The organism is Pseudomonas sp. E1BtOHC1 (genome assembly GCF_058744285.1).
This window is the reverse complement of record NZ_CP196023.1, coordinates 3608616-3626384: the sequence shown is the minus strand read 5'-3', so window position 1 is coordinate 3626384 and position 17769 is coordinate 3608616. Positions and strand designations below refer to the sequence as shown.

Here is a 17769-nt window from a genome sequence, read left to right as displayed (position 1 = left end):
AGCCGGGTCTAGGCCTCGCGACCCGCGCCGAGCAACCGCTCATGCAGAAAGCCCAGGGCCGCTTGAAACAGCGGGTGCCATTGGGCCGACGGCGGGCTGGCCAGGGGATGCCAGAAAAACTCGAAGTGATGGCCGCCATCATCCTCGGTGAAATGCGTCCAGCACTCTGGCAATTGCGCCCCCACCCGACACTCATGAAAGGCCCACACCTGAGCGGAAAAACCCGAGTGCCAGAGCCCCAGAAAGCGGCTTTCCTCGGCCTGGACGCCAGCCTCTTCCGCCAGCTCGCGGACCGCCGCGGCGGCCGTCGACTCTCCCGCCTCCACCGTGCCCTTGACCAGTTGCAGACCCGCCAGCGGGTGGCGAAAAGCCAAGACCTCAAGCTCAGTGGTGTGGCGCAGCAGTACCGCACAAGCCTTGTTGGCAGGCATCGGCCTTTCTCCTGAGGTTCGGGCCTCAGCCTCAATCATCCCGGGTCAGCACTTCCAGCAACTCGATCTCGAAGATCAGGTTGGAATTGGGCGGGATCGCGCCCATGCTGCGCTCGCCGTAGCCCAGGTGCGCCGGCACCAGCAGTTTGCGCTTGCCGCCCACTTGCATGCCCATCAGGCCCTGGTCCCAACCCTTGATCACCCGCCCAGTGCCGATCACGCACTGGAACGGCTTGCCGCGATCATAGGAGGAATCGAAGCTGCTGCCGTCCTCCAGAAAACCCCGGTACTGGGTGGTGATCAAAGCCCCCTTGACCACGGCCTTGCCATCGCCCGGCTGGATATCGATCACCTGCAATTCGTCGCTCATGCTTCACTCCCGTTCAAACATTGCCCCGTCACGGGACCGCGGCGGGCTTTTTCGCAGAATTGCCGCTGCCTGGCAATCACTGCGCTGCGCCCGGCCCGTGCTGGACCTGGATACCGGTGTCGGTGCCGACAAACATCTCGCCGAACGCCGCCTCGACCTCCTCGACGCTGGCCAGCCCTGCATCCCAGCTGACTTCAAGGCTGGGCAAGGCCCGGCACCAGGCCAGGGTGCGGGAAAAATGCAGGGTCAAGCGCCCCGGCGCCAATTGCAGCCGCTCGATGCCGCCGTAGCCGGCCACGTCCTGCCCGCCCAGCTCTACATAGTAAGTGTCCATGCCCAGTTGCCGATCCTGCTCGTCAACGCATTCGGCACGCTGCAGCAGCAGGTAGTGCCCTGGCTGTTGCCCATCATCGGCAAAGCCCAGGATCTGGACTTCGTCCTCAGTGCAGGCACTGTAGGTGGTTGCATGAAACTTGAAGCTCATCAGCCTTTACTCCTTATACCGTTCACTGGCGCAACAACCCGGACTCATAGTCCAGCCAACCCTGTTCAAAGCATGCCTGCAGGTAGTCCAGCACGCTGTCCAGCAGCACCGAGGCAGGCACATTGATTGAGTAGAAGGCCTTGCTCATGCCCTCCCAACGGCAGCCCAGGGCATTGATCCGTTCCAGCACCTCGGGTGCCCGGGCCCGGCCGGTTTCAAAAAACACCAGGCGCAGCGTGCTGTTGCCACTGCTGCGCGCGATGTGCTTGAACCACTTCAAGCCATCGGCCTGCACCTGGACTGCTACGTCGTCCTCGTAACAGACATCCGGGGAATAGAAGGGAATATTGGCGATACGGTACAGGCCGTCTGGCTGCTGCTGCGCCCAGACACCTTCGCTGGCTGCCGGCGGATAGTCGTCGACCACGGTCAACCTGAGCATGATCTTGTCCATCACCTGTCCCTGGTTCATTGAATAAAAAGCGCCCGGCCGAGCTTGAGGCCGGCGAACGCCGAGCGCTTTTTCGCAGAATTGCCGGCCCGTGGCAATCCTTGAATCGCGCTCGGGCAAAGGTCTGTCGCTGCCCGGGAAGTTTCCGTTACCATTGCCGCCCCCACGCCCCACCCCGATAAGGACATCCCATGGCCACCGCCGATATCGTCACCCTGGTGCTGCTCGCCTTGCTGGCGCTGTACCTGGTCAGCCTCTACAACCGCCTGACGACCCGGCGCAACCGCTTGCGCAATGCCTTCGCCCAGATCGAAGTGCAACTCAAGCGCCGCTACGACCTGATTCCCAACCTGTTGGAAACCGTCAAAGGCTACCTGCAGCACGAGCGCCAGACCCTGACCGCCCTGGCCGAAGCGCGCAACAGTGCCCGGGACAGTCTGCAAGCGGCCGCCGCGCAACCCGGCGACAGCGCACGCATCGCCCGCCTGGGCCAGGACCAGAGCGCCCTGGATCAGGTTCTCGACCGCCTGCACCTGAGCCTGGAGGCCTATCCGGAACTCAAGGCCTCGCAGAACATGGCGCAGCTCAGCGAAGAGCTCACCAGCACCGAGAACAAGGTCGCCTACGCCCGCCAGGCCTTCAACGACGCCGTGACCGACTACAACCTGTGCAAACAGCAGGTGCCGGCGCTGTTTTTCGCCGGGCTGTTCGGCCACCGGGCCGACGCCGCCCTGCTGCAATTCGCCGACAGCGCGCAAATTCAAGACGCCAGCAAAGTATCGTTCCAGTAACCCCGCCGCCTGCCCCCGGAAGCTTGCATGAAGTTCTTTCAACACCAGGCCCGCGCCCGGCGCCACACCCTCAAACTGCTGCTGTTGATGACCCTGGCGGTGACCACCCTGGTCAGCCTCAGCAGCCTCGGGCTGGGCTTGTTGTGGCGCGAGCTGAGCCAGGAGTACGGCCAGCCCAAGGTGCTGAACTGGACCGTCGTCGCGGTCGTGGCACTGCTCATGCTGCTGGTGGTGGTGCTGGGCAGTTGGTACAAGACCTGGCGCCTGCGGGCCGGCGGCAAGGTGATCGCCGAGCATCTGGGCGGGCGCCTGATCAATGACTCACCGCGGGGCAGCGAGGAACAGCGACTGCTCAATATCGTCGAGGAAATGGCCCTGGCCTCCGGCGCCTCGATGCCGGCCGTGTATGTACTGCCGGAAGACGCAATCAATGCCTTCGCCGCCGGGCTGACGCCGCAGCAGGCGGTGCTCGGAATCACTCGCGGTGCCCTTATCCACCTGGACCGCGACGAGTTGCAGGGCATGGTCGCCCATGAGTTCAGCCACATTCACAACGGCGACATGCGCCTCAACACCCACTTGCTGGCGGTGATCCACGGCCTGCTGGTGTTCAGCCTCGCCGGCATCGCGGTGCTGCGCCAGGCCGAAAAGCAGCACCTGGGCAGCGACCGCCACCGCTTCTTCTGGCAGATCGTGTTCGCCGTGCTGGGCCTGGCCCTGCTGATCTTCGGCTCCCTGGGCAGCCTGCTGGGCAACCTGATCAAGGCCGCCATCTGCCGCCAGCGCGAGTTTCTCGCCGACGCCTCGGCGGTGCAGTTCACCCGCAACCCCCAGGGCATTGCCGGCGCCCTGAAAAAGATCGGCGGCAGCAGCGCCGGTTCACGCCTGCGCGCCTTCGCCGCCGCCCAGTACAGCCATCTGTATTTCCATCAGGGGGTGAAACTGCGCCTGGAGCGCCTGATGGCCACCCACCCGCCGCTGGCCGCGCGCATCCAGCGCCTGGACCCGCAGTGGGATGGGCGCTTCAAGCCGCTGTAAATGCGCTACCAGAGGGCAATGTCGTAAGTGATGTAGAGGCGGTTGCTGTCGCGTCCACGGGAGTAGTCGGAGCGATACACATAATTGCGCAGCTTCACCCCCAGCCCCTTGAGCGAGCCTTGCTGGAGCACATAGGCCAGTTCGCTGTCGCGCTCCCACTCATCGACGCGGGTCTTGGACTTGCCGTCATTGCCGCTCAGGTAGCGCGAGCTGAAGGTCAGGCCGGGGACACCCAGGCTGGCGAAGTTGTAGCCATAGCCGAGCATCCAGGTCTTCTCGCCCTCCTCGATGAACTTGCCGATGCCGGCGTTACTGAAGGAGTAGACCGTGGCGCCGCTGATATACGGCAAGCCGGCATCGCCACTGAGGCGCTGATAGCCACCGCCGAGGGAATGCCCGGCGATCGCGTAGGTCAGTTGGCCGCTGAGCATGCGGTTGGCGATCTTGCCGTCAAAGGCCGCGCCTGAGTCGGCGCTGCGGAAGTAGCGCAGATCGCTGGTCAACGTCCCCTGCCCCAGCGCCAGGTCGTGCTGAAGACCGACAAAGTCCTGTCGATAGAAGTTCTCAAGCTGGCCATGGAAATAGCTCAGGCGCAGGTTCTTGCTCCACTTGTATTCGGCCCCGCCGTAACGGAAGTCCCCGGACTGGCCGCCGCTGTAGCCGTCGGGCACCAGCCCCACGCTGTCGGTGGAATCCCGCAGTTTGAAGCGCTGCAGATAACCGCCCGTCAAACTCAAGCCGTCGATATCCGTGCTGCTGAGCTGGGTCCCCTGATAGGTCTGCGGCAGCAGACGGGCATCGTTGTAAACCAGCACCGGGGTCTTGGGCAGCAGGGTGCCGTACTTGAGCGTGGTCTTGGCCAGCCGCACCTTGGCCGTGGCGCCGGCACTGGCAAATTCGCCGGCGGCGCGACCGTCGTCATGCACCGGCAGCAGCCCGGTTCCACTGCGCCCCTTGCCGGAATCGAGCCGAACCCCCAGCAGCCCCAGGGCATCGACCCCGAACCCCAGGGTGCCGGGGGTGAATCCGGACTGATAATCGAGCAGGAAACCCTGGGCCCATTCGGTGCGCTCGCTCTTGGCGGTGCGCGCAGCCTTGGCGCTGAGGCCGTGTTCGTCGCGGAAGTTTTCGTTGAAATAGACGTTGCGCAATTGCAGCTTGAGGCTGCTGTCGTCGATGAAGTCAGCGGCCTGGAGCCCCGCCACCGGCGGCAGGCTCAAGCAGGAAAATACCGTTGCGCGAATCAGCAAATGGCTCATGTCGTACTTCTCGTTGTTGTTATTCAAGGCGCAGTTCGCCAAGCGCCCCGCAAGCAGGCGCGCCAGGCAACGAAAGAGGGTTTTGAACGAATCAGACGAACAGGGTCAGGGCGCCTGTCAGCAAGGCCAGGGCGGTAATGACCAGAGAGGTCAGCACGGCCCACTTCACCGTGGCTTTCTGGAAGTCGCCTATATCACGGTCCACCATGCCCACCAGCAGCAGGGTCGAGGCCACCAGCGGACTCATCAGGTGCACCGGCTGACCGAGGATCGAGGCCCGGGCTATTTCCAGGGGAGAAATGCCATAGGCCGCCGCCGCGTTGGCCAAAATCGGCACCACGCCGAAGTAGTAGGCATCGTTGGACAGGACGAAGGTCAACGGCATGCTGGTCAGCGCCACCACCAGCGGGAACAGGTGGCCCCAGGATGGCGGAATCCAGTCCACCAGGGTCTGTGCCAGGGCGTCGACCATCTTGGTGCCGGAGAAAATACCGGCGAAGATCCCCGCGGCGAACACCAGCAGCACCACGGTCATGGCGTTGCCCGAGTGGGCGAGAATGCGCTCTTTCTGAATATCCAGTTGCGGGTAGTTGATCATCAGCGCCAGGACAAAACCGATCAGGAACAGCACCGCCGAGTGCATCAGGCCCAGCACCAACGCGGTCATTACCGCCACCACCAGCAGCAGGTTGACGTAGGCCAGCTTGGGCCGCTTGTGCGGGGTGTCTTCCAGAATCGCCTTGATGTAGCAGTCACCGCCACCGCTTTGCAGTTGGGTATTGCCGATACGCTTGCGCTCGGCTCGTCCCAACAGGTAGGCGGTAAACACCACCCAGGCGGCGCCGCCGATCATGGTCGGCAACAGCGGCACGAAGTACTCGCCGGCATCCAGGCCAAGGGCGGCGATGGCGCGCGTTGCCGGTCCGCCCCACGGGGTCATGCCGCTCATGATGCTCAGGGACAACATGGAGATGGTGGCGAGGATCATCGGGTTCATGCCGATGCGCTTGTACAGCGGCAGCATCGCCGCGCAGGTAATCATGTAGGTGGTGGTGCCGTCACCGTCCAGGGCCACCACCAGCGATAGCAGAGCGGTGCCGATGGCGATCTTGGTCGGGTCGCCATTGACCCGCTTGAGAATCTTGCGGATCAGCGGATCGAACAGCCCCGAATCGATCATCAAGCCGAAAAACAGAATGGCAAACAGCAACAGCGCCGCCGACGGCGCAACCATTTTCAGGCCGTCGAGCATCATCTTGCCGGTGCTGCCGGCAAATCCGCCGAGCACTGCAAAGACAATGGGCACCACCGTCAAGGCCACGATGGGCGACAGGCGCTTGGTCATAATCAGGACGGTAAAGACCACCACCATGGCGAGGCCGAGCAAAGCGAGCATAGGTCGATTCTCTTGTTTTTATGATGAACGTGGCCGGCACGCAGGCGCACGGCCACCTGGGCGCCGGGCGGCCCGATCAAGGCGCCCGGCACAGGCAATAAATGGGGGGTTGGCAGTGTTGCCTTGCAGGTCTAGCTGAGCTTGCTGGCCAGCGTGGCGGGCGGGGTTTGCTCGACACTCTGGGCCGGGGCCGGCTCGCCGTTGAGCGTGCGCATCAGCACCTGGCGGTCGCACGCCTGCTCCGAGAGGGCGATCACCACCGTCGCCACGGCGTTACTGGCCAGGCTGGTCAAGGCCCGGGCCTCGGACATGAAGCGATCGATGCCGATCAGCAACGCCAGGCCGGCCAGGGGAATGTCATGAATCACCGTCAAGGTCGAGGCCAGCGCCACGAAACCGCTGCCGGTCACGCCGGCGGCGCCCTTGGACGACAGCAGCATGATCGCCAGCATGGTGACGACCTGGCCGGCACTCAGCTCGATGTTGCACGCCTGGGCAATGAAGATCGCCGCCAGGGACAGGTAGATCGCCGTACCGTCGAGATTGAACGAATAGCCGGTAGGCAGCACCAGCCCCACCACGCTTTTGCGGCAGCCCAGGGCCTGGAGTTTTTCCAGCATGCGCGGCATCACCGGCTCCGTGGACGAGGTGCCGAGCACCACCAGGAACTCTTCACGCAGGTAGCGCAACAGCTTCCACAGGCTGAAGCCATTTGCCCGACAAATGCCGCCCAGGACCACGCAGACAAAGAAGCCGCAGGCGACATAGAGGGTCATGATCAGCTTGGCCAGGGCGCCCAGGGAAGTGATGCCGTACTGGCCCACGGTAAAGGCCAGGGCCCCGAAGGCGCCGACGGGGGCGAAACGCATCAGGTAGGAGAAAATCTTGAACACCATGTGCGAGGCCGACTCCAGCACCTCCAGCACCGGCTTGCCGCGCTCGCCCAGGGACGACAGGGCAAACCCGCACAGCACCGCGATAAACAGCACCGGCAGTACCTCGCCTTTGTTGAAGGCGCCGACAAAGGTCTCGGGAATGATGTGCATGAAGAACTCCACCACCCCCAGCTTGGCTGCCGAATCGGTGTACTGGGACAGCCCCTGGGTATTCAACCGGGTGGGATCGATGTTCATTCCCGCGCCGGGCTGGAACAGGTAGACCGCCCCCAGGCCGATGAACAGGCTGATCAGCGTCAGGCCCAGGAACAGCAGCATCGTCTTGCTCAACAGGCGTCCCAGGGAACGCTTGTCGCTCATGCCGGCAATGCCGGTGACGATGGTGCAGAACACCACGGGGGCGATCATCATCTTGATCAGCTTGATGAAGGCATCTCCCAGAGGCTTGAGGGCAATGGCCTGCGCGGCCCAGAAGTGCCCCACCAGAACCCCGAGGAACACGGCGCAGAGGATCTGGAAGTAGAGCGATTTAACAACTTTCATGGCATCACCCATTTTTAGAATTGTGTGGATGCAACGCGGGTCGACAGCAACGACTAACCGGCCAGGCGCTGTGAAGCCGGCGCGTAGACAAACCCGGAGAACAACCGGCGGGCAGTGCGAACCACCGAGGCGCGGATGGTCTCAGGGTTTTTTCCGCTGTAGGACAATACGACATCTATTGCCCCGCTGGGGTGCTCGATACGGACCTTTTGCAAACGCGGTTCGTGGCCCCCGCCCAGCATCTCGGCCACCACGCTACCGGCGGTGACACAGGCGGTAGCCAGGCCGATGGAGCCGGTGATGGCCAGGGCCCGATGGCAGTTGTGGGGCATGAAATAGCGCACCGCGAGAGTGCCCCCCAGCCGGGCCTGGGACACCAGGACCGGCTTGGGGATCACTTTGTCGCTGACATCCCCCAGGCCCATGGCCAGGCCGGCCTTCAGGCGCAGGCTTTCCAGGCGCTGGAGAAAGTCCGCATCGGCGTCCAGTTCGGTCGGCGTTTCATCGCCGCGCTTGCCCAGACAAGCCGCCTGCACCAGCACCATGGGCATGGCCATGTCGATGCACGTCACGGCAATGCCGTCGATCAAATCCTGGGGCTGGCCCGTGGGGAACAACTGGCCGGTCTTGCTGCCGGCAGCATCGAGAAAGGTCAGGGCCACCGGCGCCGCGCTGCCCGGCACGCCGTCAATGGTGGTGTCGCCTTCGTAGCTGACCTTGCCATCGGGAGTCTGCACCTGGGCATTGACCAGGGTGCCGGTGTTGAGGTTGCGAATCCGCACCTGAGTCTGTGCGCCCGTGGCCTTGACCAGCCCCTGCTCGATCGCGAAAGGCCCAACAGCGCACAGCATGTTGCCGCAGTTGGGCGCGGTATCGACCCGACGCTGGGACACCATGACCTGAACGAACAGGTAGTCCACATCGGCATCCGGGTGCAGCGACGGACTGACGATCGCCACCTTGCTGGTTTGCGGGCTGCCGCCGCCGATACCGTCGATTTCCAGCTCGTGGCCGGAGCCCATCAGGTTGAGCAACAGCTCATCACGCTCGGACACCGCCACCGGCAGATCCCAGGCCAGAAAAAACGGCCCTTTGGAGGTGCCGCCGCGCATCAACACACAAGGAATTCGTTGCATGAACACTGACTCTTGTTAATCAATCGAGGTAATTGATGTTCTGGACACAAGAGTGTCAGGGATTAAAAAGTGTTTCCAATGCAAAGATCAGAGAGATTATTGCGTTACACGCATGAATTAAATATCGTGTCCGGCAGCGTTCCACCCGCCTCCCCGCCTTGAGAAACCAGCATGGAATATGAGCTCCAGGACATAAGATCTTTCGTGAAAATCGCCGAACTGGGGAGTTTTCACGAAGCGGCCGACGCCTTGCACCTGTCCCAACCCGCCCTGAGCCGGCGCATGAAGAAGCTGGAAGAGGGCCTGGGCACCGCCCTCCTCGACCGCACCACGCGCAAGGTCAGCCTGACCAGCGTCGGTCGCGATTTTCTGCCCAAGGCCCGACGCCTGCTGGACGACTTCGACGACTCGATCCTCAACATCCGTGAGCTGGCAGAACGGCAGATCGGTCAGGTGACCCTGGCCTGCATCCCCACTGCGGCCTTCTACTTCCTGCCGTCGGTGATCCGCCTGTACAACCAGCGCTACCCGAAAATCCGCATCCGTCTGCTCGACCTCAGTGCCAACGAAGGCCTTGAAGCGGTGCTGCGCGGCGAAGCGGACTTCGGCATCAACATGATGAGCGGTCAGCACCCGGACATCGAGTTCGTGCCACTGGTCAACGAGCCCTTTGTCCTGGCCTGCCGGCGCGACCACGAACTGGCCGAGCGCAGCTCGGTGACCTGGTCGGAACTGAGCGACTACCGCTTGATCGGCGTCGGTCGCCTGAGCGGCAACCGCATGCTGCTGGACCACGCCCTGTCCGGCTTGAGCTGGCGTCCCCAGTGGTTCTATGAAGTGCAGCACCTGTCCACGTCACTGGGCATGGTGGAGGCTGGCCTCGGGGTGTCGGCGATGCCGAGCCTGGCCATGCCCGCCGCCGATCACCCAACCCTGGTCAGCGTTCCGCTGACCGAGCCTGTGGTCAATCGCACCCTGGGCCTGGTGTACCGCCGCGGTGCATCGCTGTCGCCGGCCGCGGAAAAATTCGTGGCGATCCTGCTGGAGCAGTGGCCGCACTGACCCGCGCGCCCCTCCCGCGCGCCCTACACACCGACGTGCCTTGAAGGGCGCACCGCCAGTCTCAGAACATCCCCGCCGTTTTTATCCGGGCGCAGACTGGCAACACCCATGCGCTCATCGTCACCGGCGAGCCTTTATCATCACCTGCGCCCCGTTCTCCCTGGAGTCCCCCCGATGCCCCATGAAGGCAACCTGCTACAAGCCGCCGTCGTGTTCCTCTGCGCCGCCGTGCTCATCGTGCCCCTGGCCAAGCGCCTGCAACTGGGGGCCGTGCTCGGCTACCTGCTGGCCGGGGTGCTGATCGGCCCGTCGGTGCTGGGGCTGGTGGGTAACCCGCAAAGCGTCAGTCACATCTCCGAGCTGGGGGTGGTGCTGCTGCTGTTCATCATCGGCCTGGAGCTTTCCCCCAAGCGCCTGTGGGTGATGCGCAAGGCAGTGTTCGGTGTGGGGCTGGCCCAGGTGCTGTTGACCGGCACAGTGATCGGCGTGGTGGCCCTGTTCCTCTTCGGCCAATCGCTGAACAGTGCCATTGTCCTGGGCCTGGGCCTGGCGCTGTCGTCCACCGCTCTGGGCCTGCAAAGCCTGGCCGAACGCAAGGAGCTGAACAGCCCCCACGGGCGCATGGCCTTCGCCATCCTGCTGTTCCAGGACATTGCCGCCATTCCCTTGATCGCCATGGTCCCGGTGCTGGCCGGCAGCGATCACCACACCAGCAGCGCCGAGGATCTGCGTCATGGCCTGCAAGTGCTGGGCAGCATCGCCGTGGTGGTGGTGGGCGGACGCTACCTGTTGCGCCCGGTGTTTCGCATTGTCGCCCGCACCCGCTTGCCGGAAGTGTCCACCGCTACCGCCCTGCTGGTGGTGATCGGCACGGCCTGGCTGATGGATCTGGTGGGCGTGTCCATGGCCCTGGGCGCCTTCCTCGCCGGCCTGCTGCTGGCGGACTCGGAATACCGCCATGAACTGGAAGCGCAGATCGAGCCCTTCAAGGGCCTACTGTTGGGGCTGTTCTTCATCAGCGTCGGCATGGGCGCCAATATCAGCCTGCTGCTCAGCGCGCCCATTGCGGTGCTGGGCCTGACCCTGCTGCTGATCGGCCTCAAGCTGCCGCTGCTGTACGCGGTCGGGCGCCTGGCCGGCGACCTCAATCGCGAGAGCGCGGTGCGCCTTGGCGTGGTGCTGGCGGCCGGTGGCGAGTTCGCCTTCGTGGTGTTCAAGATCGGTCGCGACCAGGGCCTGTTCGAGGCCCGCCTGCATGACCTGCTGGTGCTCACCATCACCCTGTCCATGGCCCTGACGCCGCTGCTGTTGCTGGCCTGCTCGCGCTGGCTCAAACCCAAGGCCAAGCCCGTGGAAATGCCCGCCGAATACCGTCAGATCGACGCCGACAGCCCGCGGGTGGTGATCGCCGGCATGGGCCGCATGGGACAGATCGTGGCGCGTATCCTGCGGGCGCAGAAAATCCCCTTCGTCGCCCTGGACACCTCGGTGGATACCATCGAACTGATCCGCAGCTTCGGCGGCATGCCGGTGTTCTACGGCGACCCCATGCGCCCGGAGATCCTCAGCGCGGCCAAGGTCGGCACAGCGGAGTACTTCGTCATCGCCACTGATGATCCGGAAACCAACATCAAGACCGCCGAACAGGTACGCAAGCTCTACCCGCACCTGAAGATCATCGCCCGGGCGCGCAACCGCCAGCACGTGCACCGGCTGGTGGACCTGGAGGCCCAGGCCGTGCGGGAAACCTACTACTCCAGCCTGGAAATGAGCCGCCGCACCCTGGTGGGCCTGGGGCTCAGCCAGGCCCAGGCCGACTCGCGAATCCAGCGCTTTACCGAGCATGACGAACAACTGCTGGCGGCCCAGCACGCGGTGTACGACGACGCGGCCAAAGTGCTGCAGACCGCCCAGGAAGCCCGCGCCGAACTGGCCCGACTGTTCGCCGCCGACGAGCAGGACGAGCAGATCGAGAGCCCCCTGCCGCCGATGCGCTGAGCCGCCGGCCCTGCGCCACCTCGCAGGAGTCGGCTTGCCGGCGAAGGCGGTCTCAGGGACGCCGGGGAATGATCTGAGGGCCGTGGTGTACCCTTCGCTGGCAAGCCAGCTCCTACGGTGGCCCAAACACCGCATTTCGCTGTAGGAGCCGGCTTGCCGGCGAAGGGGCCCGTAAGTCATGCATCGCCCCGGCCGACGCCTTCGCTGGCAAGCCAGCTCCTACGGTGGCCCAAACACCACATTTCGCTGTAGGAGCCGGCTTGCCGGCGAAGGCGGTCGTGAGGGCGCCGGAAAGTGCTTTGAATCTCGCGGTGCACTTGAGCGACTACCGTCAGGTTCTGTCAGGAGCGCTTGTGTAAAGTGAGCGCCGCCTCGCCTTTGAATGGATACGCCCGATGAGCTCGACCCCAGAGAACGCCCCGGCCCTCAAGGAAATCTTCAACCAGCAACGCCTGGAACATATCGCCGACGCCATGCTCGCGGTGTATCCGGCCTTCGACCGTCAACGCTTTGTGCAACAGGCCAGCCACAACCTCGCCGAGCTGTCGTTGATGCAGCGTCTGGCGCGGGTCAGTCAGAGCCTGCACCAGGTGCTGGAGTTGGACTACCCCACCAGCCTGGAGTTGCTGCACGCCCTGGCACCCCGCCTGAACAATCGCTTCGTGTGCATCTTCCTCCCGCACTACGTGGCCAGCTACGGTCTGCATGACTTCGAACTGTCGATGGCGGCCTTGAAGTATTTCACCCGCTTCGGCTCCTCGGAATTCGCCGTGCGGCATTTCCTGCGCCAGGATTGCACCCGCAGCCTGGCCCTGATGGAGCAATGGGCCGACGACCCGGATGAACACGTACGCCGCCTGGCCAGCGAGGGCAGCCGCCCGCGCCTGCCCTGGTCGTTTCGCCTGGAACAGCTGCAGGCCGACCCGCAGCTGGCGGCGCCGATCCTCGAACACCTGCGCAACGACCCCAGCCTGTACGTGCGCAAATCCGTGGCCAATCACCTCAACGACATCACCAAGGACCATCCGCAGTGGGTCCTGCAGCGCCTGGAAGGCTGGCCCCTGGAGCAGCCCCACAGCGCCTGGATCGCCCGTCATGCCTTGCGCAGCCTGATCAAGCAGGGCGACCGTCGGGCCCTGGCGATCATCGGGGCCGGGACCCGGCCCGAGGTCGAAGTCGACCGCTTCCAGGTGGCTCCCGGGCAACTGCGCCTGGGAGACAGCCTCAACCTGTCCCTGACCCTGGTCTCCACCAGCCCCCGCAACCAGCGCCTGGTGGTGGATTACGCCATCGACTACGTCAAGGCTTCAGGCGCCACAGCGAGCAAGGTGTTCAAGCTCAAGACCTTCACCCTGCAAGGCCTGGCCCGGGTGGAACTGGGCCGCAACCAGCAGATCCGCGAACTGACCACCCGCCGTCACTATCCCGGACGCCATGGCGTGCAGTTGCTGGTCAACGGCGAGCGCCTGGCCGCCAGCCATTTCGACTTGCTCATCCCCTGACCTTCAAGGAAGACCTCGTGGCAATCATCAGCAAATGGGCGAAATCCATCGCCCGGGTCCTGGAAAGCAGCTTCAGCGTCAGCAGCACCATCGCCAGCCACTCCGGCGTCCTCGGCGACGCCCGGGAGAGTTTCATCCGTGACGTGCTCAAGCGATTTCTGCCGAGCAACATCAGCATCGGTGCCGGGCAGATCATCGACTCCGAAGGAGGCATCTCCAAGCAGATCGACCTGATCATCTATCGCAACGATTTCCCCACGCTGCGCACTTTCGGCTCGGCGGACGTTTACCTGATCGAAGGGGTGATCGCCACTGTGGAGGTCAAGTCCCAACTCAACGAAAAGAGCCTGTTCGAGGCCCTGGAGAACGGCAAGTCGGTGCGCAACCTCAAGCCCTCGGTGCTGCGCCATTCCCTCGACGAATACAGCGCGCGCATCTATGACCGCGACTATCAGAACCTGACGGTCTCGCAGATGAATTCGGTCATGGGCCTGGTGCTGCCGCCGGCGTATGTGTACGGCTATCGAGGCTATCCCGGCGCCAGCCTGGAGCCGCTGCGCAACAGCCTGAACGCCTGGCACAACATCCCCGACCGTGCCGGCGAACTGGACGTGACCCTGATGCCCGAGGTCATCGCCACCCAGGGCTGTGTGACCCTGAAGAACCTCAACAACCACCTGGCCCTGCCCCGGCCCGGCGCCGCTGACCTGGAGGCCTGTCGCCAGAGCTACAACACGGCCATGTCCAGCAGCATGAGCAAGCAGGAATTCTTCGGTTGCTTTCGCGAAAGCAACGCTGAGAGCTTCGACTACGGCATCGCCATCAAGGCCTACGAAACACCGCTGCAATACCTGATTTCCAGCTTGCTGGAGGCGGTGACCTCACGCATCGGCTACCAGCAACTGGGAGGGACGGCGATCCAGTACAACCTGTTGAAATACCACCTGAGTGAAGAGATGGAGGGCGGCTGGTCCGGCGCCGCGATCAACCTGACCCGGGTGCGTGATCCCAAGCTGGATCTGGCGGGCAAGTTCGGCCTGTGGAAAGCCAGGTCCTGAAGCGACCGACAGGAGCTGCGAACCACGACTGAGCAGCGCCTGGATGCCGCATCGCGAGCAATAGCCCATGGGCTGGCGCCGGGACGGGACGCTCAGTCCGGGGTGGCCTTCCCGGACAGGGCGATCAAGTGCTCGCTGCAGCCGAAACCGCCCACCGCATCGTCGTACCAGAACACTTCCACCACCGCAATGCAGCCGTCATAGGACTGCCCCAGCAGCGTGCCGTCGGCCTTGAACACCCGCAGGTAGCCGCCAACGCTGTAGCGCGAGCTGTCGCCATCACCGGGCATGGTCATGGTGGGAATCCAGGCGCGCCAGCTGAATAGTCGGTACCTCTGGTAGTAGAAGGCCTGATCCGGACTGTAGCGACGCGCCTCATACGGCTTGCCGTAGTAGAACGAGCCATAGGCCTGGTACGCCAGGAACACCGCCAGTGCGACGCCCAGAATGGGTTTGATTTTTTTCATCGGGGGGTCGTTCCTTTTACCCGTGGAAACGTCAAGAGGGGGGCAGGCCCAGCATGCGCAAACAGGCCTGGACAATGGCCTCGGCCAGGGCCCGACCATCGTCCTCGCCAGCGGCGATTACATCGTCGGTGGCGCCATGCACGCCGGCGTAGATCAGCGACGCAATCACCCCCGGCTGGGCCAGGGACCAGCAGCCGGCGTGCTGGCCGCCTTCGAGGATGCCCTGCAGCTGCGCAAGGATCGCGTTCTTTTGCGGATTGCCACGGTCGTGGTGATGGTGGTTGGGGTAGACGATGTCATGCAGGCGGTAAGTGTCGAGATAGGCCTGCACGCTGGTGCCGATCCAGCTGGAAACCTTCGCCACCCAGTCATCCTCGGGGCAGGCATTCACCGCCTCCTCCAGACGCTCCATGAAGCGCTGGGTATAGCGCTGCCCCAGGGCCACCAGCATGTCGTTCTTGGAATCGAAGTAGTGATAGAAGGTGCCCTTGGCCACCTCGGCGTGCTGGACGATTTCACTGATGGTGGTGGCTTCCACGCCCTGGCTGAGGAACAAGGCTTCGGCGGCGGCCATCAGCTCTTCCAGGCGCACTTCAGCCGGCTTGGTACGCGGCCGCGGCGGGGCGGCGCGCTTGGCAACCGGGGAGGTTTTGACACTCATGAACGAATCCGGGCTGATCGACAAAGGCCGACAGTCTAGGGGAATTGCCGGGAAAAAGAGAGTTGAGAACGCGTGTCATTTTCCATTGACCGACGGTCAGTCGAAATACTATGCTCGCCCCGAAAGCCCATTCCAGAACCTGCGGGAGACGCCTCATGAATCGCTATCGCCGCCCTGCCCTGGTGGCCGCCGCCTACCTCGGGACCTTTCTCGCGTCCCTGGACATCAGCATCGTCAACGTCGCCCTGCCGACCTTGCAACACGCTCTGGCCACAGACCTCAGCGGCCTGCAGTGGGTGGTCAATGCCTACGCCATCTGCCTCTCGGCGTTCATGCTGTCAGCGGGGCCACTGGGGGACCGCTTCGGCCACAAGCGCTGCTGGCTGATCGGGGTGCTGCTGTTCTGCCTCGGCTCGGCGCTCTGTGCCCTGGCCCAGGAACTCTCGCTGCTGCTGGCCGGGCGCGCGGTGCAAGGGCTGGCCGGGGCCCTGCTGATTCCCGGGGCGATGCCGATCCTCAGCCATGCCTTTCCCGAACCCCGGCAACGGGCCCATGTGATCGGCGGCTGGTCGGCCTTCAGCGCCCTGGCGCTGATCCTCGGCCCGCTGCTGGGTGGCCTGCTGCTGGAGCACCTGGGCTGGCAGAGCATTTTTCTGATCAACCTGCCCATCGGCCTGCTGGCCCTGGTCCTGGGGTGCTGGGGCATCAGCGAACGCAAGCATCCCCGGCACGCCGCACTCGATCCCCTGGGCCAGGTCCTCTGCGTGCTCTGGCTCGGGGCCCTGACCTATGGGCTGATCGTCGCCGGCGAAGACGGATTCGGTAGCCCCGGGGCGCTCACCTTCTTGCTGTTGTCGACCCTGGCGCTGCTGGCTCTGATTCAGGTGGAGCGTCGAGTGCAGCGGCCCCTGGTGCCACTCGCGCTGTTCCGCCAGCGCCCCTTCGCAGTGGCCAACCTGGCATCGTTCATCCTTGGTTTCTCCTGCTACAGCAGCCTGTTTTTCTTCTCGATCTTCCTGCAGCAGATCCAGGGCTGGTCCGCCGCCGACACCGGCCTGCGCATGCTCCCGCAGTTCGTGGTCACAGGCGTTGTATCGATGCTCTTCGGCCGGTTGCACCAGCGCCTCCCCCTGCCCTGGCTGATGGTCGGCGGCTATGGCCTGGTGGGCCTGGCCCTGAGCGCCATGGCCGGCTTCGACGCCCACACGCCCTACTGGCTGGTGGGCTCGCTGTTCGGCCTGCTGGGCCTGGGCATGGGCCTGGCGGTACCGGCCACCGGGCTGGTGGTGATGGCCTGTGCGCCAGCGGAGCGTGCCGGAATCGCCTCGGCCAGCATGAACGCCCTGCGCCAGACCGGCATGAGCGTCGGCATCGCCCTGCTCGGCAGCCTGATGAGCGCCCAGGCGGTGCAGGTGCTCAGCGAGACTGCTGCGGCGACCGGCATCAATGGCGCCGCCGAACTGGCGCGCCAGGCAGTGAACGAACACCGCCTGCCGCTGCACGACCCGTTGTTCGCTGAACTCTATGGCGCCGCCATGACCAGCGGCTTTCGTCTGGCCATGGCCCTGGCCGGATGCGTCAGCCTGCTGGCCATGGGAGTGCTGCTGGGAACTCGCCAGCAGCCGGTCCACGAACCTGCCACCGAGTCCTGTAGCTAGCCCCGACGGCAGGTCGGCTCGTTGACAACCTCAGCAGCACCACCGACCATCTGCCGCCGCCAGCACGGGCGGATGCCTGGATCGAGGAGTGGCAAGGGGTGAAAAGGATGAGCGCACTGCTGTTATCGCTGGCCGCTGCATGCAGCGCGGCCCAGGCCACGAGTGAGGTCGACGCTGCCCGCCAGTCCCTGAAGAACTACGGCCTGGCCAACTGCCTGGCCGAGCGTTTCCCGGAACCCTCGGCCATGCGTCAGGACGTCGGCCACGCCGCCGGCATGTACGGCGTGCTGGGGATAGGTCTGTACAACGTGCTGCAGAACGAAGACACCCTGGAAACCCTGCACAACCCCTACACCGCCACCACCGACTACGTGGAACAAGCCTACGAGCAGGCCTCGGGAAGCAGCAAGTACAGCCGCAACAAGGTGGTCTTGCATGCTTGCCTTGAGGTCTACAACTCCCGGGCCTTCGATGCCTTCATCCAGACCCAGGACCGCTATATCCGGCCTGACGGCTAAAGCGCCGCCCTCCCTGCCCGATGTCGCAAAGGCGTTGTTCGAGGTCGAAT

General features: G+C 64.2%; 18 protein-coding genes. 8 read left to right on the top strand and 10 right to left on the bottom strand.

Going from position 1 to position 17769, the window contains the following annotated elements:
* Positions 1 to 8: 8 nt before the first annotated feature.
* From ACSSVC_RS16745 to ACSSVC_RS16730, 4 genes are all read right to left on the bottom strand, one after another.
* Positions 9 to 431, bottom strand: coding sequence for an NUDIX hydrolase (locus ACSSVC_RS16745; protein WP_346635818.1), 423 nt, complete (start codon positions 429 to 431; stop codon positions 9 to 11).
* A 31-nt stretch (positions 432 to 462) separates the two neighbouring features.
* Positions 463 to 801: an FKBP-type peptidyl-prolyl cis-trans isomerase gene (locus ACSSVC_RS16740; protein WP_011060802.1), complete on the bottom strand. Its 339-nt coding sequence runs from the start codon at positions 799 to 801 to the stop codon at positions 463 to 465.
* Positions 802 to 877: 76 nt separating this feature from the next.
* Entirely contained in the window at positions 878 to 1285 is a 408-nt protein-coding gene (locus ACSSVC_RS16735; protein WP_346635807.1) for an Imm10 family immunity protein, read from the bottom strand.
* A 22-nt stretch (positions 1286 to 1307) separates the two neighbouring features.
* The gene (locus ACSSVC_RS16730; protein WP_404939481.1) at positions 1308 to 1757 is read right to left on the bottom strand and encodes a DUF4265 domain-containing protein; all 450 of its coding nucleotides are present in this window, start codon (positions 1755 to 1757) and stop codon (positions 1308 to 1310) included.
* Positions 1758 to 1927: 170 nt separating this feature from the next.
* On the opposite strand from ACSSVC_RS16730, the gene ACSSVC_RS16725 reads away from it, so the two are divergent.
* A complete protein-coding gene (locus tag ACSSVC_RS16725) occupies positions 1928 to 2527 on the top strand; it encodes a LemA family protein (protein WP_346635805.1) in 600 nt (199 codons plus the stop codon).
* A 27-nt stretch (positions 2528 to 2554) separates the two neighbouring features.
* A complete protein-coding gene (locus ACSSVC_RS16720; protein ID WP_346635804.1) occupies positions 2555 to 3565 on the top strand; it encodes a M48 family metallopeptidase in 1011 nt (336 codons plus the stop codon).
* Positions 3566 to 3570: 5 nt separating this feature from the next.
* On the opposite strand, the gene ACSSVC_RS16715 is transcribed toward ACSSVC_RS16720, so the two are convergent.
* The 4 genes from ACSSVC_RS16715 to ACSSVC_RS16700 all read right to left on the bottom strand — a co-directional run bounded on the left by ACSSVC_RS16715 (position 3571) and on the right by ACSSVC_RS16700 (position 8795).
* Positions 3571 to 4824 carry an OprD family porin gene (locus tag ACSSVC_RS16715; protein ID WP_346635835.1) on the bottom strand — a complete coding sequence of 418 codons (1254 nt, stop codon included), beginning with the start codon at positions 4822 to 4824 and terminating at the stop codon, positions 3571 to 3573.
* A gap of 91 nt (positions 4825 to 4915) precedes the next feature.
* Entirely contained in the window at positions 4916 to 6220 is a 1305-nt protein-coding gene (locus ACSSVC_RS16710) for a CitMHS family transporter (protein ID WP_346635803.1), read from the bottom strand.
* Between the two features lie 131 nt (positions 6221 to 6351).
* Entirely contained in the window at positions 6352 to 7671 is a 1320-nt protein-coding gene (gene dctA, locus ACSSVC_RS16705; RefSeq protein ID WP_346635802.1) for a C4-dicarboxylate transporter DctA, read from the bottom strand.
* Positions 7672 to 7712: 41 nt separating this feature from the next.
* Positions 7713 to 8795, bottom strand: coding sequence for a 4-oxalomesaconate tautomerase (locus ACSSVC_RS16700; RefSeq protein ID WP_346635801.1), 1083 nt, complete (start codon positions 8793 to 8795; stop codon positions 7713 to 7715).
* Positions 8796 to 8966: 171 nt separating this feature from the next.
* Here ACSSVC_RS16700 and ACSSVC_RS16695 point away from each other — a divergent pair, with 171 nt between their 5' ends.
* The 4 genes from ACSSVC_RS16695 to ACSSVC_RS16680 all read left to right on the top strand — a co-directional run bounded on the left by ACSSVC_RS16695 (position 8967) and on the right by ACSSVC_RS16680 (position 14415).
* The gene (locus ACSSVC_RS16695) at positions 8967 to 9857 is read left to right on the top strand and encodes a LysR family transcriptional regulator (protein ID WP_016966118.1); all 891 of its coding nucleotides are present in this window, start codon (positions 8967 to 8969) and stop codon (positions 9855 to 9857) included.
* 174 nt (positions 9858 to 10031) lie between these two features.
* Positions 10032 to 11855 carry a monovalent cation:proton antiporter-2 (CPA2) family protein gene (locus tag ACSSVC_RS16690; RefSeq protein WP_346635800.1) on the top strand — a complete coding sequence of 608 codons (1824 nt, stop codon included), beginning with the start codon at positions 10032 to 10034 and terminating at the stop codon, positions 11853 to 11855.
* A gap of 395 nt (positions 11856 to 12250) precedes the next feature.
* On the top strand, positions 12251 to 13357 hold the full coding sequence (locus ACSSVC_RS16685; RefSeq protein WP_492611025.1) for a DNA alkylation repair protein: 1107 nt from the start codon (positions 12251 to 12253) through the stop codon (positions 13355 to 13357).
* A 17-nt stretch (positions 13358 to 13374) separates the two neighbouring features.
* Complete coding sequence (locus ACSSVC_RS16680; RefSeq protein ID WP_346635798.1) at positions 13375 to 14415, top strand: DUF6602 domain-containing protein; 1041 nt, start codon at positions 13375 to 13377, stop codon at positions 14413 to 14415.
* A gap of 92 nt (positions 14416 to 14507) precedes the next feature.
* Here the strand turns inward: ACSSVC_RS16680 and ACSSVC_RS16675 are convergent, their stop codons facing one another.
* Positions 14508 to 14882: a hypothetical protein gene (locus tag ACSSVC_RS16675; RefSeq protein WP_404939477.1), complete on the bottom strand. Its 375-nt coding sequence runs from the start codon at positions 14880 to 14882 to the stop codon at positions 14508 to 14510.
* Positions 14883 to 14913: 31 nt separating this feature from the next.
* The gene (locus tag ACSSVC_RS16670) at positions 14914 to 15543 is read right to left on the bottom strand and encodes a TetR/AcrR family transcriptional regulator (protein WP_492611024.1); all 630 of its coding nucleotides are present in this window, start codon (positions 15541 to 15543) and stop codon (positions 14914 to 14916) included.
* A gap of 155 nt (positions 15544 to 15698) precedes the next feature.
* On the opposite strand from ACSSVC_RS16670, the gene ACSSVC_RS16665 reads away from it, so the two are divergent.
* Both ACSSVC_RS16665 and ACSSVC_RS16660 read left to right on the top strand, forming a co-directional pair.
* A complete protein-coding gene (locus tag ACSSVC_RS16665) occupies positions 15699 to 17201 on the top strand; it encodes an MFS transporter (protein WP_404939473.1) in 1503 nt (500 codons plus the stop codon).
* Between the two features lie 107 nt (positions 17202 to 17308).
* Positions 17309 to 17719 (top strand): T6SS amidase immunity protein Tai4 family protein, encoded by a 411-nt coding sequence (locus tag ACSSVC_RS16660; RefSeq protein ID WP_446440050.1) that lies wholly within the window; start codon positions 17309 to 17311, stop codon positions 17717 to 17719.
* The last annotated feature ends 50 nt before the right edge of the window (positions 17720 to 17769 follow it).